General features: G+C 68.7%; 17 protein-coding genes and 1 pseudogene. 7 read left to right on the top strand and 11 right to left on the bottom strand.

Annotated features, from left to right (window positions below; genetic code table 11):
• Nucleotides 1-192: 192 nt before the first annotated feature.
• Nucleotides 193-408: pseudogene (locus FJ694_RS38050) on the top strand (DUF5710 domain-containing protein); the annotation flags it as partial.
• 386 nt (nt 409-794) lie between these two features.
• Here FJ694_RS38050 and FJ694_RS29350 read toward each other — a convergent pair.
• Together FJ694_RS29350 and FJ694_RS29345 are read right to left on the bottom strand one after the other, a co-directional pair.
• Nucleotides 795-1238, bottom strand: coding sequence for a nucleotidyl transferase AbiEii/AbiGii toxin family protein (locus FJ694_RS29350; RefSeq protein WP_232540277.1), 444 nt, complete (start codon nt 1236-1238; stop codon nt 795-797).
• Nucleotides 1239-1374: 136 nt separating this feature from the next.
• Complete coding sequence (locus FJ694_RS29345) at nt 1375-2871, bottom strand: replication initiation protein (protein WP_157271083.1); 1497 nt, start codon at nt 2869-2871, stop codon at nt 1375-1377.
• 684 nt (nt 2872-3555) lie between these two features.
• On the opposite strand from FJ694_RS29345, the gene FJ694_RS29340 reads away from it, so the two are divergent.
• The 3 genes from FJ694_RS29340 (at nt 3556) to FJ694_RS29330 (ending at nt 6157) form a co-directional block, all read left to right on the top strand.
• Nucleotides 3556-4809 carry a ParA family protein gene (locus FJ694_RS29340; protein ID WP_157271082.1) on the top strand — a complete coding sequence of 418 codons (1254 nt, stop codon included), beginning with the start codon at nt 3556-3558 and terminating at the stop codon, nt 4807-4809.
• Nucleotide 4810: 1 nt separating this feature from the next.
• Nucleotides 4811-5764, top strand: coding sequence for a ParB/RepB/Spo0J family partition protein (locus FJ694_RS29335; protein ID WP_157271081.1), 954 nt, complete (start codon nt 4811-4813; stop codon nt 5762-5764).
• A 216-nt stretch (nt 5765-5980) separates the two neighbouring features.
• Complete coding sequence (locus tag FJ694_RS29330) at nt 5981-6157, top strand: hypothetical protein (RefSeq protein ID WP_157271080.1); 177 nt, start codon at nt 5981-5983, stop codon at nt 6155-6157.
• A gap of 1480 nt (nt 6158-7637) precedes the next feature.
• Here FJ694_RS29330 and FJ694_RS29325 read toward each other — a convergent pair.
• Nucleotides 7638-7940, bottom strand: coding sequence for a hypothetical protein (locus FJ694_RS29325; protein WP_157271079.1), 303 nt, complete (start codon nt 7938-7940; stop codon nt 7638-7640).
• A 171-nt stretch (nt 7941-8111) separates the two neighbouring features.
• On the opposite strand from FJ694_RS29325, the gene FJ694_RS37400 reads away from it, so the two are divergent.
• From FJ694_RS37400 to FJ694_RS29310, 3 genes are all read left to right on the top strand, one after another.
• A complete protein-coding gene (locus FJ694_RS37400) occupies nt 8112-9011 on the top strand; it encodes a DUF4188 domain-containing protein (RefSeq protein ID WP_157271078.1) in 900 nt (299 codons plus the stop codon).
• A 29-nt stretch (nt 9012-9040) separates the two neighbouring features.
• The gene (locus tag FJ694_RS29315) at nt 9041-9469 is read left to right on the top strand and encodes a PIN domain-containing protein (RefSeq protein ID WP_157271099.1); all 429 of its coding nucleotides are present in this window, start codon (nt 9041-9043) and stop codon (nt 9467-9469) included.
• Between the two features lie 118 nt (nt 9470-9587).
• The gene (locus tag FJ694_RS29310) at nt 9588-12506 is read left to right on the top strand and encodes an ankyrin repeat domain-containing protein (RefSeq protein ID WP_232540279.1); all 2919 of its coding nucleotides are present in this window, start codon (nt 9588-9590) and stop codon (nt 12504-12506) included.
• A 531-nt stretch (nt 12507-13037) separates the two neighbouring features.
• Here FJ694_RS29310 and FJ694_RS29305 read toward each other — a convergent pair.
• From FJ694_RS29305 to FJ694_RS29270, 8 genes are all read right to left on the bottom strand, one after another.
• Nucleotides 13038-13643, bottom strand: coding sequence for a tetratricopeptide repeat protein (locus FJ694_RS29305; RefSeq protein WP_157271076.1), 606 nt, complete (start codon nt 13641-13643; stop codon nt 13038-13040).
• The gene (locus FJ694_RS37680) at nt 13640-14131 is read right to left on the bottom strand and encodes a cytochrome c-type biogenesis protein (protein WP_157271075.1); all 492 of its coding nucleotides are present in this window, start codon (nt 14129-14131) and stop codon (nt 13640-13642) included. Before FJ694_RS37680 ends, FJ694_RS29305 begins: the two co-directional genes overlap by 4 nt.
• The gene (locus tag FJ694_RS29295) at nt 14128-14679 is read right to left on the bottom strand and encodes a DsbE family thiol:disulfide interchange protein (protein WP_157271074.1); all 552 of its coding nucleotides are present in this window, start codon (nt 14677-14679) and stop codon (nt 14128-14130) included. The genes FJ694_RS37680 and FJ694_RS29295 overlap by 4 nt, the downstream gene beginning before the upstream one ends.
• Nucleotides 14680-14688: 9 nt before the next feature.
• Complete coding sequence (locus tag FJ694_RS29290) at nt 14689-16674, bottom strand: heme lyase CcmF/NrfE family subunit (protein WP_157271073.1); 1986 nt, start codon at nt 16672-16674, stop codon at nt 14689-14691.
• A complete protein-coding gene (gene ccmE, locus FJ694_RS29285) occupies nt 16671-17096 on the bottom strand; it encodes a cytochrome c maturation protein CcmE (protein ID WP_157271072.1) in 426 nt (141 codons plus the stop codon). Before ccmE ends, FJ694_RS29290 begins: the two co-directional genes overlap by 4 nt.
• On the bottom strand, nt 17093-17320 hold the full coding sequence (gene ccmD, locus FJ694_RS29280) for a heme exporter protein CcmD (RefSeq protein ID WP_198321062.1): 228 nt from the start codon (nt 17318-17320) through the stop codon (nt 17093-17095). The genes ccmE and ccmD overlap by 4 nt, the downstream gene beginning before the upstream one ends.
• 19 nt (nt 17321-17339) lie before the next feature.
• On the bottom strand, nt 17340-18119 hold the full coding sequence (gene ccmC / locus FJ694_RS29275; RefSeq protein ID WP_157271071.1) for a heme ABC transporter permease CcmC: 780 nt from the start codon (nt 18117-18119) through the stop codon (nt 17340-17342).
• A 123-nt stretch (nt 18120-18242) separates the two neighbouring features.
• Nucleotides 18243-18598 (bottom strand): NapC/NirT family cytochrome c (locus FJ694_RS29270; RefSeq protein ID WP_198321061.1); only part of this gene is annotated, 356 nt, incomplete at its 5' end.

The raw sequence follows: 18598 nt of genomic DNA, 5'->3' as shown, positions 1-18598 counted from the left end.
AGCAATATGAGTCCGGTGGAAAAGTCACCATGCTAGGAAAGATAACTCTCGCGGTGCTTGCGCTTCCTTTTCTAGGAGCGCCGTTCAAGGCCTTGTTTGGAAGCCAGTAGAAGCAATAATTTTCTGATCCGATCTTATTGATTGAAGGCAGCTTTTCATGCCACGCATTGATCTGTAGGCCCTTTTTCCAAAAAAGAGATGGTCAAGCGCCTGGGCGTACGGTGGGATGCAAAGCGCAAGATGTGGTTCGCAGAAGGCGTGTATCCTGCTGCGTTCGACCGTTGGCTTCCCAGCGAGCCTGAATCACCGTGCGCGCACAGGCTATTTCTTCGCCGAGGCTTGGCATACTTGCTGAAAATGCCAATCGGCGACCCGTATCCACGACATCATCTTGCCTGTGGGACATGAAAGCCTTGAATATGACGATGGCGACAACGGCAACTTAAATCGGGGCAGGTATGACGATCCTGCCGTCTCTTACTGTACTCTCGATTTGACGGCATGTCCGGCAACACGTCTGCGCGATTATTCACCGCATTACTGTACCGACTATAGCCAGACCACGGCTTCGTCCTGCTGGATGAATCACTGTAAGCACTGCGGCATGAACCAAGGTAATTTTCAGCTGTATGCGAGCCGGGCGAGGCGTTTTGTCCAATGGACGAGCAAGGCACTTCCCTTATCCGTCTTCATACCATTGCTGAGCCGTTCGGCTGCAATGGCAGCACCAGTGCAGCTTCTCCACGACGACGGTGTAGACGATATAGGTGCGTAGCCGCGGTGCCGGGAGGTCGTCAAGCAACACCGGGTAGACCGCCGGCACTGGGGCCGACGTCCACCTGCACCCTGCGACGGGCATGGGCATGGGCATGGGCATGGGCATGGGCATGGGCATGGGCATGGGCATGGGCATGGGCATGGGCATGGGCCAGCATGGCATCGAGGAGGACCCAGACGCCACCGTAGCCGGCCTCCTTGCGGGTTTCCTCCACGCTGATGCTGCCCGGGTCGAAAACGAGGCCTTCCTCGACCGCGACGGCGGCAACCTCACCAAAGGGCGCGGCAAGGGCATCAAGCTCGCTCGGCCCGAAACCCAGGCGGGTGACGTCACGGGTTGGCCGGTGCAGCAGGTCGTACCAACGTGTGAACAGCAGCGCGCCCTTGAGGATGAAGCGCCCGGCCTGGGGCGAGACACCCAAGCGGTAGAGGAAGCGCTCAAGCACGTAGCGCACGAGCACCGAGTTGAAGTGGGAAGCCTCGGCCTTGGCGATGCTGAGCAGCCGTGCGCGGACTGACGAGCCCGGGCCGCGATTCCTCCGCCGCTGTCGAGGCGGGACGCTGCACCCTTACATCAGGCCGAAAAGCAGGACGGCTTCAGCGGCGCTTGCGCGCAGGCTTCGCGGCAGCGCTGGGGCTCGGCGCAGGCGGGGCTTGCGCCACCAAGTGGGCCACGAGCTGCTCGGCCGAGGGCGTCCAACCCGGGCCCGACTCGTTGGCCATCGTCTCGGCCAGCCACTGGAAGAAGTTGGCCCGCACGATGGGCTTTTTCAGGCCGGTGGCCGTGAAGTCGCGCAGCAGGTACGGGAAGCGCTCACGGGCGAACGCTTCGAAGCGGCGCAGGTAGTCCTCCTGCACTTCGACGGGCACCTCGGGCCAGTGCGCCTTGGCGTTTTCCACGCGGCTGGCGCGAAAGTCCTCCAGCGCCAGCCGCATGCCCTCCTCCGGCGTCGGCTGCGGCCGGGTAGGCGCGGCGGCTGGGCCCGGGGCGGCGTCGCCGGCGCGGGCCTGGGCGCGTACCTGGGCCACCACGAAGCCGGCCGGGTTCTGCAGGCCGCTGGCCTGCCCGGCCTGCTCGACGCCGGCGCGCAGCTGCTCGCCGCCGTACTGGCGCACCAGGCTGCGCGCCACCTTCTCGTTGACGCCCACGCCCACGGCGCTGTCCACCGCCGACTGCTCCTGCGCGCTGAGCTCGCCGCCGCGAGCGGCCACGAAGCCCTTGCGGTGATGGATGCGGAACTGCAGTTCCTTCACCGCCCGGCCTTCCTTGATGAGAACAGGCTCGACCAGAAACTCATCCTGCACGGCATTGAGCTCGCGCACGGCCTTCTGCACCACGTCGCGGTTGAAGTAGCGGAACTCGCCGTAGCGCTCCCTGGCCTCGCCGGCCTGCTTGCCGTAGCGGATCTGCGAGCGGATGCGCGCGCTCTCGTCGGACTCCCCGGTGAGCACCGGCACCCACTCCTGCCAGGGCCGGCGCATGGTCAGGCCACTGGGATTGCTGCGGTAGCGGCACACGATCTCGTACAGGCTCAGCGTCGAGTTCAGGCCGATCTCGGCCACGACGTTGAGGGAGAGCATGTAGTAGTGCTGGTAGGCGCGCAGCTCCTTGAGCAGCGTCGGCGGCAGCGACCACTCGATGCACTCGCGCCCAGCGGCGTTGGTGACGAACTCGACGCTGCCCAGCAGCTGGCTGGAGGCCCAGGTGCGCACTTCGCCGGTTCGCGGATCGCGTACCGACTCGGACCACTCCACCAGCGTGCGCTGGCACTCGCGGATGCTTTCCTTGATATGCGCGTGGTCGCGGCTGGAGAAGCTGGCATCGCGCATGAGGGTGCGCAACGGGATGCGCCAGACCATGCCGTCGGCGATCTTGGCCGCCTCGGTATTGAGCGAATAGCTCACCAGCAGCAGCCAGGCCTTGCGACTCCACAGCGTGATGCGCCGGGTGCGGGGCTCCAGCACCGCCATCTCGACCGGCTTGCGCACGGTGCGCAGCTCGCCATCGGCGCGACGCAGCGTGCCCGGGTCCACCTCGGCGGCCGGCGCAGTGGCCGCCGTGTTCACCCGCACGCGGTTCGCAGGCGGATCCATGCCTTCAAACAGCGCAGGCTGAGCGGCAGGTTTGGAGCGGGTGACCATGCAAGTGTGAGATCAGGACAACGGCGAATTCTCACACGAAGCTTGGTACGAAAGGCTGATGCGCGTTGCTCCAGGCCGTACCGTTCTCACGCCAAAAACACGCGTGCCTTGATGCCAGTTGAGCAATACAAGTTCAATCCAATTCCAACACTATTTGACGGACGGAAAAATCGTTGTGCAACAACGACTTGGCTGTGTTGCTGTGAGAGCTTTCGTGCGCCGACGTGAGAGCTTCTGTGCGCTGCGGTGAGTGGAAATCCGCATTTCCGAGGTTTGAGCGTGAGAGCTTCTGTGCGCTGTGGTGAGTGGAAACGTGCAGATCCCATGCAGCAACCGTGAGTGCTTTTGTGCAGCCAACTGCATCGGCGCCGCAGCTGTCTCGTTGCAGGCGGACGCTGCGCGAACGGGCATGGAATCGCTGAACGTGAGCCGTTTTGTGCAAACCGGCATCCGCAGCCTCCTTCTAACCCCATTGGGCTGGTCCCGGACGCAGGCGTCAGCCGCTGCCTGGTGCTGTTGCGTCTGCAGACGGGGCAAGGGTGCTGCAGCAACGTATAGTGCGTGGCGCTTCAAAAACGGTTGCCGAAGAAGAAAAGGCCGCCGAACATAAGATTTGTCTTCGAAAAGGAAAAACTCATGGCAGCAGACGCGGTGTCGCCCACACCTGCCCTGTCCCGCGGCGTGACGCTGGACGACCTCAACCGGCTTGACTTCCAAATCAGCTCGATGATGGAGCGCATCCGCTCCGCCATCTACCGGCCTACCGGCGAGAAGCGGGCGCCCCGCTTCAACGCCACGCAGTTGGCGGCGCTGTGCGGCAAGTCGCATGCGGCCATGTTGCGGCTGCTGGACAAATCGGCGGAGTTTGGCCTGGCCAACGGGCTGGTCACGGACGAGTCCGGCAACAAGCTCACGCCGCACCGCTCCTTCTCGCTGGAGCAGGCCATTGACTGGGTGCGGCACGTCGGGGCGCGCCGCTACGCACGCCAGCCCGGGCAGCTGGGCACCGTCATTTCGGTGGGCCTGTTCAAGGGCGGCATCGGCAAGACGACGCTGGCCACCTCGCTGGCGCAGGGCCTGTCGCTGCGCTCGTACTCGGTGCTGCTGGTGGACCTGGACCCGCAGGGCAGCGCCACGGCCGTCATGGGTTCGAACCCGGGCGCCATCGGCGCGGAGGAGACGGTCGAGCCCGTGACGCGCGCGCCCGGCACCGAGGGCTACCGCGCCTCGCTTGCCGAGTCGATTCGCCCGACCTACTGGAGCGGGGTGGACCTGATTGCCGGTTCCACCAGCCTCTTCGCCTCCGAGTTCTATCTGCCGCTGCGCTCGATGGAAGCGCAGCGCGAGGGCAAGCAGTTCAACTTCCTGGAAGTGCTGAGCCAGGCGCTGCACCCGCTGCGCAGCGAGTACGACTACATCATCCTGGACCTGCCCCCGGCGCTGTCGTACCTGACCATGAATGCCTACTGGGCCTCGGACGCGCTGATCCTGCCGGTGGTGCCTGAAGGCTTGAGCCTGCAAAGCTCGGTGCAGTTCTGGAACATGTTTACCGACTTGGCCGAGACGATGCGCCGGGTCTCGGACCGGGAGCGCCTGTTCGCCTGGCTGGGCGTGGTGCCCAGCATGGTCGAGTCGCACAAGGGCCGCGTGCAGGAGATGCTCAAGTGGATCCGCATGTTCTACGGGGAGTACGTGATGAGCAGCGAGCTGCCGCTGACCGAAGCCATCAAGACCAGCGGCACGGAGCTGGCGACCGTCTTCGACGTCGAGAAGTACGTTGGATCGGCCAAGACCTATGAGCGTGCGCGCGTGGCGTTCGACAAGTTCGTCGACGAGGTCGATCTGATGACGCGCCGCCACGTGTGGAACGAGCCTGAATCGGAGGAATGACATGGCCAAGGGTGTGAAGTCCCATCTGGGCGAGATCACGGCCATGCTGGCCGATGCAGCGCCGGTGGCCCTGCGACCGCGTGGCACGGGTTCCATCGGCGCGCCGGTGCAGTTGGCTCAGCTGTCCGCCGGCTACCAGCAGCTGCAGACGAAGGTGCAGGAACTGGAAGGCCGCGCCGGGCGTCCGCTGGTGCTGCGGCTGGAGGCGCTGCGCCCCAGCCGCTGGCAGACCGCCGGCATCGACGAGGACCGGGTGGCTGGCCTGCAAGCCAACCTGGAGCACAACGCCCTGGCTTCGCCGGTGGTGGTGCGCACGCTGGCCGACGGCGGCTACGAAATCATCGCGGGCCACCACCGGGTCGAGGCCTTCCGGCGGCTCGGTCGCGAGGAAATCGACGCCGTCGTCAAGGACTATGCCGACGAAGAAGCCATGGCTCTGGTCTTCTTCGACAACTTCCTGGCGCCGGAACTGCCCGACTATCACAAGTACCTTGGCTTCGAGCAGATTCGCCGTGCCAGTGGCATGTCTCAGGAAGCGCTGGCGAAGAAGGCTGGCGTAAGCCGCTCACTGGTGGCGCAATTGCTGAGCTTCGAGCGGCTGCCCGCTGACGCACTGGCGCTGATCGCCAGTCACCCGCGCAGTGTCGGCGCCAACTTGGCGCAGGGCTTGGCGCAGCTTTCTGCCGACCAGCCCGAACGCGTGACGCGGGCGGTGCAAATGGTGGTCGAACAGCAGCTCGACCAGTCCAAGGCCCTGGCCTGGGTGCGCGCGCCGCAGCGCCCGTCCCGCACCGCGGCGAACGCGCCGGTGGTGATCCGCTCGGGCCGCAAGACCTTTTGCGACGTGACGGCCAGCGGTAACCGCGTCGTGGTGCGCTTCAAGTCCGAGGAGGACCGCCAGCGCGCCGAGCAAGCGATCGAGGCGTTGCTGCGTGACCTGGCTGAGGCGCCGTGAGCGCACGGCACATGCTGTATCCACAAGGGGCCTTCGGGCCCCTTTTCCATTGCAGGTCGGCTTTCACCGGGGTCCGCAACGCTTGCTATAAAATAACATCTTTATAAATCAAACACTTAGCATTTCGGCTCGGCGGCTTCACTGCCACCCCTTCAACCTGGCCGAATGGCGGGCACGCTGCGCCACTGATGCACCGGATGTCAGTGGAGGTGTGCGGTGACGGTGGCGGATGCCGGCGTGCAGCGTTTCACACAGCACGGTCCCGTGATGCTGATGGCGCGGCTGGCGCTACAGTGCGACAAGCCGACGCTGGCCCCGGGCTGGCGCGTGCGCATCCTCAACGGCAACCATCTCGGGGCCAGCGAACTGCGCATTGAGCCGCTACGTGGCTAACCGCGGTGCGTCACTGTCAGGGCAGTCGCTGGTGGTTTTCGACCCCGACAGCGCCTTGTGCTCGCCGTGATGCCCGCAGAAGACGCCCACGTGCAGTAGCGGCTGGGCCGCACAAGGGGCGTGCTTCATCGTGCGCGAGCACGGCATAAATGCGCACCTCACGCCGTGTTCGCCTACGAGCAACTCGATACCTTGTCGCTGGCGCAGGCGCTGCTGGATGTTGCGGCCCTTGTCCAGCCCGCGTGACTGCGCCGCCACCGTCGGGGGGCCAAGCCCGCGGCCAAGGAGAACTCTGTCACCCGCCGCGAAGCCTCACGCCACGTCGCCACAGCGCATGTCCTGGCCAGGGGTCGCGTTAAATGAAGCGCAGACGACCTTAAAGAGGGATTTCAATGCCAGCGCAAAGCCGCAGCAGTCCGGCTGCAAGGGAAGGCGGCAGGTTCATGGATCCCAGCGTCCGGCATGCCAGCAACCTGGAATGCCGAACGACCGGCTGAAGGGGCAGAGCAGACGGTGCAGGCCTGCCCGTGAACCCACACGCGCCCAACCTGCGGGTCCAGGCGTCCCGCCAAGTGTGAGAGCTTTTGTGCGCGGCACACGAAGCCTGCGTCCCGGGACGAGTGCTGTGAACCGTGAGAGCTTTTGTGCAGGTGTGGCTTGCGCCACCAGCCTTGATCATGCGGGGCAACGTGGCGTTCAGCCGAAGCGGTGCGCCCCGTCGGTGCTGGAGCGCACGCCGCTCGCACCCGCGTGCTTGGCCAGCCAGGCCGGGCCTCGCTTCCGGCCCTTGCCGTACAGCAGCTCCAGATGCGGCCCATGGGCCAGTAGCCGCGTTTCCTGCCGCTGCGTGCTCGGGCAGGAACCGGGTTCGATCCTGTGAAAGCCGCATGACTTGCAGCTTGCGCTCCAGCCGACCATGGTCGATGAAGGACGGCGCGGCAATGGACATGGCGCGTGAGAAGAGCGGCCTCCCGCGCATGAAGTGGGCGTGGGAGCCCAGTTCTGTGACGCGCTCGTGTATCCCGGCCGAGGTGTGCGGGATGTCGGCGCGCGTCAAGGGGCTCAACAGCTGCAACAGCACATCGGTGCTGGTGCACTCACGGAACAGCGGGAACACGGTCGGGTCGGCGCTGTAGCCACCAACCCAGTACGGCTGTCCGTTGATGTCGACGGAGGCGTGGAGACAGGGCAGGCAGGCCGAGGCCAGCTGCACTTCGGCACTCAGCTCAGACTTCCGGGACACGCAAAGCCGCCCGGTGTTGGCCCTGCGTCGTGCCGATGAACAGTTTGAAGGGACTGTGCCGGCACAGCCGTTCGATACCGACACGTCGCACCAGCGGCCGCGCACGCCGTTGAGCGCCATCGGGTTGCGCTGCGCCGGCGAGAACTGCGTGGCCAAGCTCGCGAGCATGCGGCCGGCCGGCGACAGGCTGACGTCCTCGCCGGGGCGCTGGCCCAGCAAGGCGGCGGGCATCATTCGTCAGATGGCGGACCAGGAGGCCGCCAGTGCCTGCCGTGCTCCCGCGCGTCCGCCCCGTGCCCAGTCGTCGGCGATGGCAACCGCGTTCATCGCGTCGGCGCTGCTGCCGCTGAAGCCTTCGAATTCGAAACCGATGCTGTCGAGCAGGGCGTCCAGTTGCCCACAGCGCGCGCGTTTGGCGCCGTCACGCCTCAGGCCCTGCTCACGGCCGACGAGGCGATGGAGCTTCAGGCAGCCCTGTGCCGTCGTGAGCTGGAGCGGCTCGTGCGCGCCGTGGCCGTAAGCTCGGGCGAGCTCGCCCAAGAATCAGAGCGCGGCAGCGCGGCCCTGGCCGCCGGGCCGGCATTGCCGTTCCTGGCGAGCTAGCGCCGGTTGGTGAACGCGATCCGCCACATCGTGGTGGCCGACACTTCCTGGAGCGCTTGCGCTGAATCCGCGCCGTGGCCGCCATCCTTGACGACGGGAAGCACACCCATGATCCGCAACGAGCGCCTGGCCGCCACCATCGACGGCAACTTCGTCGTGTTCCTGATCGGCCTGCGTATCAACAAGCCCTGGCTCGTGCACAAGTGGCTGCCCGTGCTCGGCGCCATGCCGCGCATGATCAACGAGCTGCAACGCCATCCGGAGATGGGTTTCCTGCACGCCGAGAGCTGGCTCGGCCGCACCGCCATCATGGTGCAGTACTGGCGCAGCATCGAGCAGCTGCAGGCCTACGCCCACGACAGGACGGCAGCGCACCTGCCGGCCTGGCGCCGGTTCAACCGCGCCGTAGGCACGGACGGCTCGGTGGGCATCTGGCACGAAACCTACCTCGCCGCTGCCGGCAGCTACGAGAGCATCTACGTGAACATGCCGCCGTTCGGGTTGGGCAGGGCGGGGCAGCTGGTCCGGGCCAGCGGCTCCATGCAAACCGCAGCGTCCCGCATGGATTTCGGAGGAAGCCACCTGGTGCAGCGTGGTCACGGTTCTGGCCGCACCAGTTTGCCCATGTGCGCGATGCTGGGCAGCTTCACAAGGGCAGCAACTCGCATTTGTGTACACAGTGATGCACAATTGAGGTGTTCTTTCCCATGTTTGGAGCACACCATGGAACCCACCAAGGTCGGCATCCGCGAGTTCCGTGCAGGTCTTGCCGAGTACATCGCCGCAGACAAGCCAGTGGCGGTCACGCGTCACGGGCAGACCGTGGGCTACTTCATTCCCACGCACGCTCAGGCAGAAGCGGACATGGCCGCCCTGCAACAGGTCTGGGAACAGCTCGACCACCTGCTGGCCGCCCAGGGCGTTGACGTCGAGGAAGTGGCAGCGGAATTCAAGGCCGCCCGGGCCGCCGATGCGTCAGGCCATCGGCCAGGCCGCAAGCGCGTGTGAGGCCACCTTCGCAGCAGCCGTCAGTGGCCATGATCCAGCGGGCCATCGTCCTGGACGCCAACATCCTCATCCGCGCAGTCCTGGGCGTGCGGGTGCGCCGACTCATCGCGGACCACGCCAGGGAGGTGAGCTTTTTCGCCCCCGACACCGCGTACATCGAGGCGCACAAGTACCTACCGGCCTTGTTGGAAAAACGCGGCGTGGACAGCGCCGCCACGCTGGCGGTTCTGGACGCCTTGGAAGCGGTAGTGCATCCGCTTGACGCAGAGGTCTACCAGCCGCTGCAGGGCCAGGCCCTGGCGCGCATTGCCGAGCGTGATCTCGACGACTGGCCGGCGCTGGCTTGTGCGCTGGTGTTGGGCTGTCCGGTATGGACAGAGGACGCTGATTTCTTCGGCACCGGCGTGGCCACCTGGACCACGAGCCGGGTGAAACTCTATCTGGCGCCTGAAGACTGACAGCAGAACCGACCCCTGCAAACCGAACGGGGGCATGCATGGCCGCACCAGCATCTCCTGTTTCCCGACCCGCCACCCTATGCGTCTTCTCCAGTACAAGGACCTCGACTTGCGGCGTGTGCGTCCGGCCTTCGAGAAAGTGCGTGCCGCCATCGAGACCGGCGACTTCCGTTCGGCCGACGTGAAGAAGCTGCATGCTGGGCCTTACTACCGCGCGCGGCTGGACCATGCCAACCGGCTGCTGCTGCAGTTCGCGCGCATCGACGGCCAAATGGTGTGCCTGGCGCTGGAGGTCATCCTCAACCATGCCTACGACCACTCGCGCTTCCTGCGGGGAGCCGCGGTGGACGAGGCCAAGATCGAGCACGAGCCGACCGCCGATGCTGCGGCGGTGCCCGAGGCCGAACTTGCTCCGCTGCGCTGGCTGCACCCACAGCGCGTGCAGTTCGAATTGCTGGACAAGCCCGTGGTGTTCGACGACGCGCAGGACGCGCTCTCGCGGTTGCCTCTACCGCTCGTGGTGGCGGGATCCGCGGGCTCCGGCAAGACGGCACTGACCATTTCGCGGCTGCGCGAACTGCCCGGGCGGGTGCTGTACGTCACGCTCTCGCCGTACCTCGCGCAGGGGGCGCTTTCGCTCTACGGCGCCCACGCCTTCGAGAACCCGGCACAGGAGGCGGACTTCCTGAGCTTTCGGGAACTGCTGGAAACCATGCGCGTGCCGCCGGGGCGCGAGGTGGACTTGAAGGCGTTTCGCGGCTGGTTCGACCGCCACCGCCAAGCCGTCCGGGCACTGGGCGACTTCGACGCCCATGCGCTGTTCGAGGAGTTCCGGGGCGTCATAGGCGCGCAGCCGGGCGGACCGCTGGCGCTGCAGGACTACCTGGCCCTGGGCCCGCGCCAGAGCCTGCTGCCGGCCGCCGCGCGCGAGGCGACGCACGGCCTGTTCCAGCGCTACCGCCAGTGGCTCGCCGAGGCCGGGCTGTTCGACGCCAACCTGGTGGCGCACGAGTGGCGCGCGCTGGCTACGGCCGAGTACGACTTCGTGGTGGTGGACGAGGTGCAGGACTTCACCCCGGTGCAGCTGGCGCTGGTGCTGGCGACGCTGAAAGCCCCGGGGCAGTTCCTGCTGTGCGGCGACAGCAACCAGATCGTGCACCCCAACTTCTTCTCCTGGGCCGCGGTCAAGACGATGTTCTGGCACGGCCTGGCCGGCGCGGCGGCACAGCGCCAGCAGCTGCACGTGCTGCAGGCCAACTTCCGCAACACCCGCCGCGTCACGGAGCTGGCCAACCGGCTGCTCAAGGTCAAGCAGTCGCGCTTCGGCTCGGTGGACCGCGAGAGCAACTTCCTGGTCACCAGCACCTCGGGCGAGGAAGGGGAGGTCACCCTGGTGCCGGCCAAGGACGCCGCCCTCAAAGCGCTGGACGCGGCCACGCGCGCGTCCGTGCAGCACGCGGTCATCGTGCTGCGCGACGAGGACAAGGCCGTGGCTCGGGAATACTTCCGCACGCCGCTGCTGTTCTCGGTGCACGAGGCGAAGGGCCTGGAGTACCCGCACGTGGTGCTGTTCAACCTGGTGTCGGGGCAACGCGCCGCGTACGCCGAGGTGTGCGAGGGGGTGACGGCAGCCGACGTGCAGCGCGAGAGCCTGGACTACGCCCGGGCGCGTGACAAGACCGACCGCTCGCTGGAGGTCTACAAGTTCTACGTCAACGCGCTGTACGTCGCCATGACGCGTGCGGTGCGCTCGCTCACGCTGGTGGAGTCCGACACAGCTCACCCGCTGCTGGACTTGCTGGGCCTGCAAGCGGGCGAGGCGCGGCTGCAGGCGGCGCGTGCTTCGACGAGGGACGAGTGGGCGCAGGAGGCGCGCAAGCTGGAGCTGCAGGGCAAGGCCGAGCAGGCCCAGGCGATCCGCGACGCTTTCCTGCAGCACCGTCCGGTGCCCTGGACGCCCTGGGACCAGCCGCACATCGAGCAGCTCGCGCTCAAGGCGTTGGACGCCGCCAGCCCCAGCGCCAAGCCCCGGCAGGTGATCTTCGACTACGCGCTCTGGCACGGGCAGCAGCACTGGATCGAACAGCTGTCGACGGTGAACTTCCCTGGGGCGCGCCAGCTGGTCGTGGACGGCGAATTCCTCGGTGCCGGCTGGAACGACACCCGTGACGCCTTCCGGCCGCCGCTTTGGGAGCAAGGCGAGCAGCTGGTGCGGCGCACAGTGGCGGCGCTGCGCCAGCGTCATCTGCAGCCCTACGCGGCAAAGAACTACAAGGAAGTCCTGCGCCAGGCCGACGCGCACGGCGTGGACCATCGCACGCCGGTGGGCGCCACGCCACTGATGCTGGCGGCGCGTGCCGGCAACGCACCGCTGGTGCAGGCGCTGCTCGAGAAGGGCGCCGATCCGCAAGTGCGCGACGAGTTCGGGCACACGGCCTGGCTGTTCGCGGCCAACCGCGCGCTGGAGGAGCCGGAGTTCGCCAGGACGGGGCTACCGGCGCTGTTCGACCTGCTCGCCCCTGCGGCCATCGACGTGCAGGTCGATGGGCGCCTTGTGCGCATTGAACGCCACCAGGGCGAGTACTGGGTGCTCACGCTGATGCTGGCGGGCCTGAAGACCCAATGGTCGCGTTGCCCGTATCGGCCGCTGGAGCCCTGGAAATACCAGGAAGGCTTTCTCGCCGAGCAACTGCAAGGCACGCTCGAAGCGCTGCCACCGCACCTGTGGAGCGACAAGCGACGCAAGCGCAGCTACCTGAACCACGTGCTGGCCCGCGCGGAGGCTGACAGCGACTACCAGCCGGCGCGTCGGCTCTGGCGCCGGGCACGCCACGGCCGCTACGTGCCCAACCCTGCGCTGCTGCTGCGCCACGGCCAGGCGTGGCAGCCTGTCTATGAGGCGCTGAACCTGGCGTGGTTCGACCGCGGCTGTGGCGGCGAAGCACGCTACTGGATGCGGCCGGCGCAACTGCTGGCCCAGCTGGGCGTGGTGGCCGCGACACCGCAGCAGGGCAGAGGGCCGCAGCCTGCAATTTGAGAGGCGCTCATGCCACTGGGCGATCTTGACGCCACGCCGGACTGCGGAACGTCAGGCGGGCGCCTTGGCAGAGTGCCATCCAGCTTTGAAGTTCGGCGCCTGACCGACCCAAGTGCTTGTCATGCCACGCCTTTGTCCACGCTATCCATGACACCAGGGACAAGTGACTGTTTTTCCGTTGTATTGATAATCATAGTTATCAATCCCAGAGCAGAGCTGCTGGACAGGCAGGTCTGCTGGTCGCGTTCATACAACTAAAGTCGTTCCCAAATTTCAACCAAAGTCGTGTTCATCGGTCGCGCTGCAGCCAGCTCCTGAGGGAAGGGCGGCCGATGAAGGGGTCAGCTGCCTCGGCAGAGCCGTTTAGAGCGAAACAACTTTCGTTGCAACCGAGCCGAGCGTTACGACTTTAGTTGCCGAATGTGCAGCGTTTCCCGGCCACGGCTTTGCCGGCCTCCCAGGGGAACAGTGCTCCGGATGGGTTACGACTTTCCTTGTGTCAACGCCAATTGCTGGGCAGGCTGTCCTGCTCTAATGCCGCCGTAGCGCTGCAACGACCACGGCTGCGTTCGGTCGGACGGCCTCGGTGTAGCGCCCCGCCCGGCATACTCGTGGCATGACGACAGCGCAGGTGTTGAAAGCGACTCGACCGTCGATTGCCGATCGGATGAGGAGGTTCACGTTCCGGTCGAGCTGGCCGCCCTGCGCCGTGGCCACGGCGTCGGCGGCGTTGGCCAGCAGGTCTGAATCATCGGGCGCTAAGCGCAACGCCTCACGCCAGGCGTCGGCTGCCTCACTCCAGCGCTCCAGCACCTCCAGCGAGTGCGCCAGCGTGAACCAGCCCGGCAGATCCTGGGGCTGCGCCCGCAGCCGCGCCTGCAGCCCCTGCACCATGCCGGCCATGTCGGCCTCCTGCAGCCGGTGCGGCGGCGGCTCATCGCGGCCGATGGCGCCCGGCGCCCCCAGCCGCGCGTAGCTCAGCACCGCCGCCAGCGGCAGCAACGCCGCGGCCAGCGCGCGCGGCCACCAGGGCCGGCCGGGTCCGGCAGCGGCCGCCGCGGCTGGCCGCAGCACCAGCAGCGTCACCGCCACGGCCAGCGCGCCCGCGGCCAGCCAGAAAGCCAGAAGCGGCGTCATGCCTTCATTTCCTTCCCCGACACGGACCCGCGGGCGGCAGCCGCAGGTGGGCTTTCTTCGGCCAACACCCTGTCATCCCCGTCGGGCGCAGCGGCCCGCGTACCGTTGCGCACCCGGCGCCACAGGACGAAGGCTCCGCCACCCAGCAGCGCAAAGGGCCCCAGCCACAGCAGCAGTGTCTGGGCATTGCGCGGCGGTTCGTACAGCACGAAGTCGCCGTAGCGGCGGACCATGAAGTCGCGCACCTGCGCGTCGCTGTGCCCGGCCGCCACCTGCGCGCGGACCTGCGCGCGCAGGTCCGCCGCCAGCGGCGCCTCGGACTCGGCCAGGGTCTGGTTCTGGCACACCGGGCAGCGCAACTCCTGCGCCAGCCGGTGCGCGCGCGCCTCCTGCGCCGGCGGCAGCGGCGCATCGGCATCAGCCGCACCGGCCACGCCCGCGCCCAGCGCGGCCCTGGCCAGCAGCAGTGCCGCCACGGTACGCCTCATGGCTGCAACTTCCGCCACAGTGGCCAGAACTCGCGCTGCAGCATCTGCGGCGTGAGCGCGCCCACGAAGCGCCCGCGCACGATGCCCTGCGCGTCGATGACGAAGGTTTCCGGCACGCCGCTGACGCCCCAGTCCAGCGCGGCGCGGCCGTCGGCGTCCAGCACCGCGTGCTCGAAGGGCGAAGCCCCGGCGGCGCGCAGCCAGGCCCGGGCCGCGGCGGCATCGTCCTTGTAGTCCAGGCCCAGCACCGGCACGCCGCGCGTGGCCAACTGCTGCAGCTGCGGCATCTCTTCGCGGCAAGGCCCGCACCACGAAGCCCAGACGTTGAGCACCCAGGGCCGGCCCTGCAGCGCGCGGCTGTCCAGGCGTTGCGCCGGGTCGTCGAGCCGCGGCAGCACGAAGGCCGGCGCCGGGTGGCCCACCAGCGCCGAGGGCAGCGCGCGCGGATCGCGCTGCAGCCCGTGCGCCAGCAGCAGCGCGCGCCAGCGGCGGCGCAGCCCGGGCCGGGCCGGGGCTGCGGATTTCAGGGACGACCAGCGCACGGCCATGTCCGGGGCTTACTCCCGCGCCCAGGCCGGCCGGCGCAGTGGCGCGGCGCCGGAGGCCGGTTCCGCCACCGGCCGGGGCGCGTCCGCGGACGCGGGTGCGGCCTGCGGCCGGCGGCGCCGGTCCAGTGCCGCCAGCGCGCCGCCCAGCGACATCAGCAGCACGCCGGCCCAGATCCAGTTGACCATCGGTTTCAGCTGCAAGCGCAGCGCCCAGCGCCCGGCGCCCAGCGGGTCGCCCAGCGCCACGTAGACGTCGCGCCAGGGACCGCGGTCGATGGCCGGCACGGCGATGGTCTGGTCCTGGGCGCGGAAGGCGCGGCGCTGCGGCGCGAGCTGCGCCACCGGCGTGCCGTCCTCGCGCCACACCGCCACGCGCGCCTGCACGCCGTCGTGGTTCACGCCCTGCAGCGGCTGCACCGCCTGCAGCTGCACCCGGTACGGGCCCAGCGTGGCGCTCTCGCCCACCGCCAGCGGCAGCTCGCGCTCGACCTCCAGCCCCTTGACGGCGCACACGCCCAGCACGAACACGCCCACGCCCAGGTGTGCCAGCCGCATGCCCCAGGCGGCACGGTCGGCGCGCGGACTGCTGAGAACCTGCTGCAGCGTGGTGGCGAAAGTCCAGCCCGCCAGCCACAGCCCCAGGCCGAACAGCGGGCTCCAGCGGCCCAGCAGCGCCATGGCCGCCAGGGCCGCGGCCGCGCTGGCCGCCGCGGCCCAGCGCAGCCGGCGCGCCAGCGGCAGCGCCTGGGCGCGGCCCCAGGCGGCGAAGGGCGCCACGCCCATGAGGAACACCGCCGGCGCCAGCAGCGGCACCATCACCGCCTCGAAATACGGCGCGCCCACCGAGATGCGCGTATGTGCCAGCGCCTCCAGCGCCATCGGGTAGAGCGTGGCCAGCAGCACCGAGGCCGCGGCCACCGCCATCAGCAGCAGGTTCGACAGCAGCAGCGTCTCGCGCGACAGCAGCGCCTGCGCCGGCGGCGCGGCCGCGCGCGGCGGGCGCAGCGCCCACAGCAGCAGCGCCCCGCCGATGAGCGCCACGATCAGCGCCAGGATGAACAGGCCGCGGCGCGGGTCCGAGGCGAAGGCGTGCACCGAGGTGACCACGCCCGAGCGCACGATGAAGGTGCCGATGAGCGCCAGCGCGAAGCCGGCGATGCACAGCAGCAGCACGGCCACCGTCTGCCCGCCGCGGCGCTGCGCCACGGCCAGCACGTGCAGCAGCGCCGTGCCGACCAGCCAGGGCAGCAGCGCGGCGTTCTCCACCGGGTCCCAGAACCACCAGCCGCCCCAGCCCAGGACGTAGTAGGCCCAGGCGCTGCCCAGCCCGATGCCCAGCCCAAGCAGCGCCCAGCTTGCCAGCACCCAGGGCCGCAGCCAGCGCGCCCACTCCGGGCGCAGCTCGCGCTCCCACAACACCGCCAGCGCGAAGGCGAAGGGCACGGCAAAGCCGACGTAGCCCAGGTACAGCGCGGGCGGGTGCAGCACCATGGCCGGGTCCTGCAGCAGCGCGTTGAGGTCGGCCCCGTCGGCCGGCGGCGGCAGCAGCCGCGTGAAGGGCGACGACGCCCCCAGCACGTACAGCCCGAAGGCCGCCACCACCAGCCCCATGCCGCCCAGCAGCCGCAAAGCAAAACCTTCGGGCAGGCTGCGGCTGAAGCGCGCGGCGGCCGCGCCCCACAGCGACAGCACCAGCAGCCACAGCAGCATCGAGCCCTCGTGGCTGCCCCACACCGCCGCGATGCGGTAGGCCAACGGCAGCGTGGAGTGCGAATGCTGCGCCACGTAGCGCACCGAGAAGTCCAGCGCGTAAAAGCTCCAGGCCAGCCCGGCCAGCGACAGCGCCAGCAGCGCGCAGCTCGCCGCCGCGCAGCGCCGCGCCAGCCGCAGTTTCAGCGTCACGTCCTCGGGCGCTGCGCCCGCCACGCAGGCCGCCTGCAGCAGCGCCAGCCACAGCGCGAGGATGGCGGCGAAGTGCGCCAGCTCCGGGATCACGGCTTCACCCAGGCCGGCCGCGACTCCCCGACGGGGGCGCGGTAGTTCTCGTCGTGCTTGGCCAGCACCTCGTGCGCCTCGAACACGCCGTCGCGGGCCAGGCGCCCGCCCGCCACCACGCCCTGCCCCTCGCCGAACAGGTCGGGCAGCAGCCCGCTGTAGCGCACCGGCACGCGGTGCTCGCCCTCGGCCACCACGAAGCGCACGGTCATGCTGCCGGGCTCGCGCTGCAGCGACCCGGCCTCGACCACGCCGCCCAGGCGCAGGCGCTGCTGCGGGTCGGGACGCTGCTGCAGCAGCTCGCCCGGGGCCAGGAAGAAGTTGAGGTTGTGCCGCAGCGCGCCCAGCAGCAGCGCCGCGGCGACGGCCAGCAGCGCCAGCATGGCGGCCAGGGCCAGCGTGCGGCGACGGCGCGGCGTCATGGCCGCTCCTGCGCGTCGCGCCCGGGCGCGGCCTCGGACACGCGGGGACTGAAGACCCGGCCGCGCGGGCCCGGCACGGCACGCGGCGCCGGCAGCCGCCGCGCCCGCCGCCGCAGGGCGAAAAACTCCGCGCCCAGCGCCAGCGCGGCCAGCCCCCAGCCGCCCCAGACGTAGGCGCCGTGGCCGCCCATGTGCCAGAGGAGGGTCCAGTCGATGCCGCTCATCGTGGTCGTCTCCCCGGGTTCAGCGCCAGGCCGGCACGGTGGGCCGCGGCCGCGGCGGCGCCAGGCGCTGCTCGGCCAGGATGCAGCGCGCGCGCAGCAGCGTCATGGCCGCGGCATAGGCCCAGGCCGCCAGGAACATCAGCACCAGCGCGGCGAGCTGGCTCGTCTGCAGCGACGCGCCGCGCGGCGTGAGCGTGGCGCCCTGGTGCAGCGTGTTCCACCACTGCACCGAGAACCAGATCACCGGCAGGTTCACCGCCCCCACCAGCGACAGCAGCGCGGCCAGCCGCGCCGCGCGGCGCTCGTCGTCGAAGGCCGCGCGCAGCCCGATCACGCCCAGGTACAGCAGCAACAGCAGCAGCTGCGAGGCCAGCCGCGCGTCCCACGCCCACCAGGTGCCCCAGGTCGGGCGGCCCCACAGCGCGCCGCTGAGCAGCGCCAGCGCGCAGAACAGCGCCCCCGTGGGCGCCATGGCCTGCGCCAGCGCCGACGTGACCCGGCCGCGCCACACCAGCGCCATGCCCGACCAGAAGGCCATCACGGCGTAGAGCCACATCGACATCCAGGCCGCGGCCACGTGCAGCGGCAGCAGCCGCGCCGACTCGCCCTGGCGCGCGTCGGCCGGCGCGACGAGGAAGGTGAGCCACAGCCCGGCCAGGGCACAGGGCAGCCCCAGCAGCGCCAGCGGCGCCCACCAGCGCGCCACCCAGGCCTCGAACACCGGTGGCGACGCCAGGCGGCGCCAAGGCGCCCAGGTGGCTTGCGAACCGGATGGCAGCGAAACAGGAGGTGAGCTCATGCGCCGACGGCAACCTCTGCGGCAGGCGACACGGCTTGCTCAGGCTGCTGAGCGCGCAAACATTCGCACAGCAGCGGCATATCGTACTCAGACCGCAGATGAATCACACCCAGCATGTGGTTCCTAGCGCACCTTCTCGACGCCGGACATGTCGGGCAGCTTGTGCGCGATGCCCTTGTGGCAATCGATGCAGGTCTTCTGCCCGCTGGCAAGGTCGGTGCTGTGCGCGGCCACCGCGCGCGGGCTCTGGCGCGTGAAGTCCATGGACTCGAACTGGTGGCAGTTGCGGCACTCCAGCGAGTTGTTGGCCTTGAGCCGCTCCCACTCGTGCTCGGCCAGCGTGCGGCGCATCGCGGCGAACTTCTCCGGCGTGTCGATGGTGCCGAAGACCTTGCCCCAGACCTCCTTGGAGGCCTGCATCTTGCGCGCCATCTTGTCGGTCCAGTTGTGCGGCACGTGGCAGTCGCTGCACTTGGCGC

The organism is Azohydromonas aeria (genome assembly GCF_009760915.1).
Taxonomy (GTDB): domain Bacteria; phylum Pseudomonadota; class Gammaproteobacteria; order Burkholderiales; family Burkholderiaceae_C; genus Azohydromonas; species Azohydromonas aeria.
Note: the sequence above shows the minus strand (reverse complement) of the source record. Positions and strands in the feature narration are given on the sequence as shown.

Coding starts and splice junctions, on each gene's coding strand:
- ccmD (WP_198321062.1), bottom strand. CDS start 17,320: ATGAGCGGCATCGACTGGACCCTCCTCTGGCACATGGGCGGCCACGGC.
- FJ694_RS29340 (WP_157271082.1), top strand. CDS start 3,556: ATGGCAGCAGACGCGGTGTCGCCCACACCTGCCCTGTCCCGCGGCGTG.
- FJ694_RS29295 (WP_157271074.1), bottom strand. CDS start 14,679: ATGGCCGTGCGCTGGTCGTCCCTGAAATCCGCAGCCCCGGCCCGGCCC.
- FJ694_RS29335 (WP_157271081.1), top strand. CDS start 4,811: ATGGCCAAGGGTGTGAAGTCCCATCTGGGCGAGATCACGGCCATGCTG.
- FJ694_RS37680 (WP_157271075.1), bottom strand. CDS start 14,131: ATGAGGCGTACCGTGGCGGCACTGCTGCTGGCCAGGGCCGCGCTGGGC.
- FJ694_RS29345 (WP_157271083.1), bottom strand. CDS start 2,871: ATGGATCCGCCTGCGAACCGCGTGCGGGTGAACACGGCGGCCACTGCG.
- ccmC (WP_157271071.1), bottom strand. CDS start 18,119: ATGAGCTCACCTCCTGTTTCGCTGCCATCCGGTTCGCAAGCCACCTGG.
- FJ694_RS37400 (WP_157271078.1), top strand. CDS start 8,112: ATGATCCGCAACGAGCGCCTGGCCGCCACCATCGACGGCAACTTCGTC.
- FJ694_RS29305 (WP_157271076.1), bottom strand. CDS start 13,643: ATGACGCCGCTTCTGGCTTTCTGGCTGGCCGCGGGCGCGCTGGCCGTG.
- FJ694_RS29315 (WP_157271099.1), top strand. CDS start 9,041: ATGATCCAGCGGGCCATCGTCCTGGACGCCAACATCCTCATCCGCGCA.
- ccmE (WP_157271072.1), bottom strand. CDS start 17,096: ATGACGCCGCGCCGTCGCCGCACGCTGGCCCTGGCCGCCATGCTGGCG.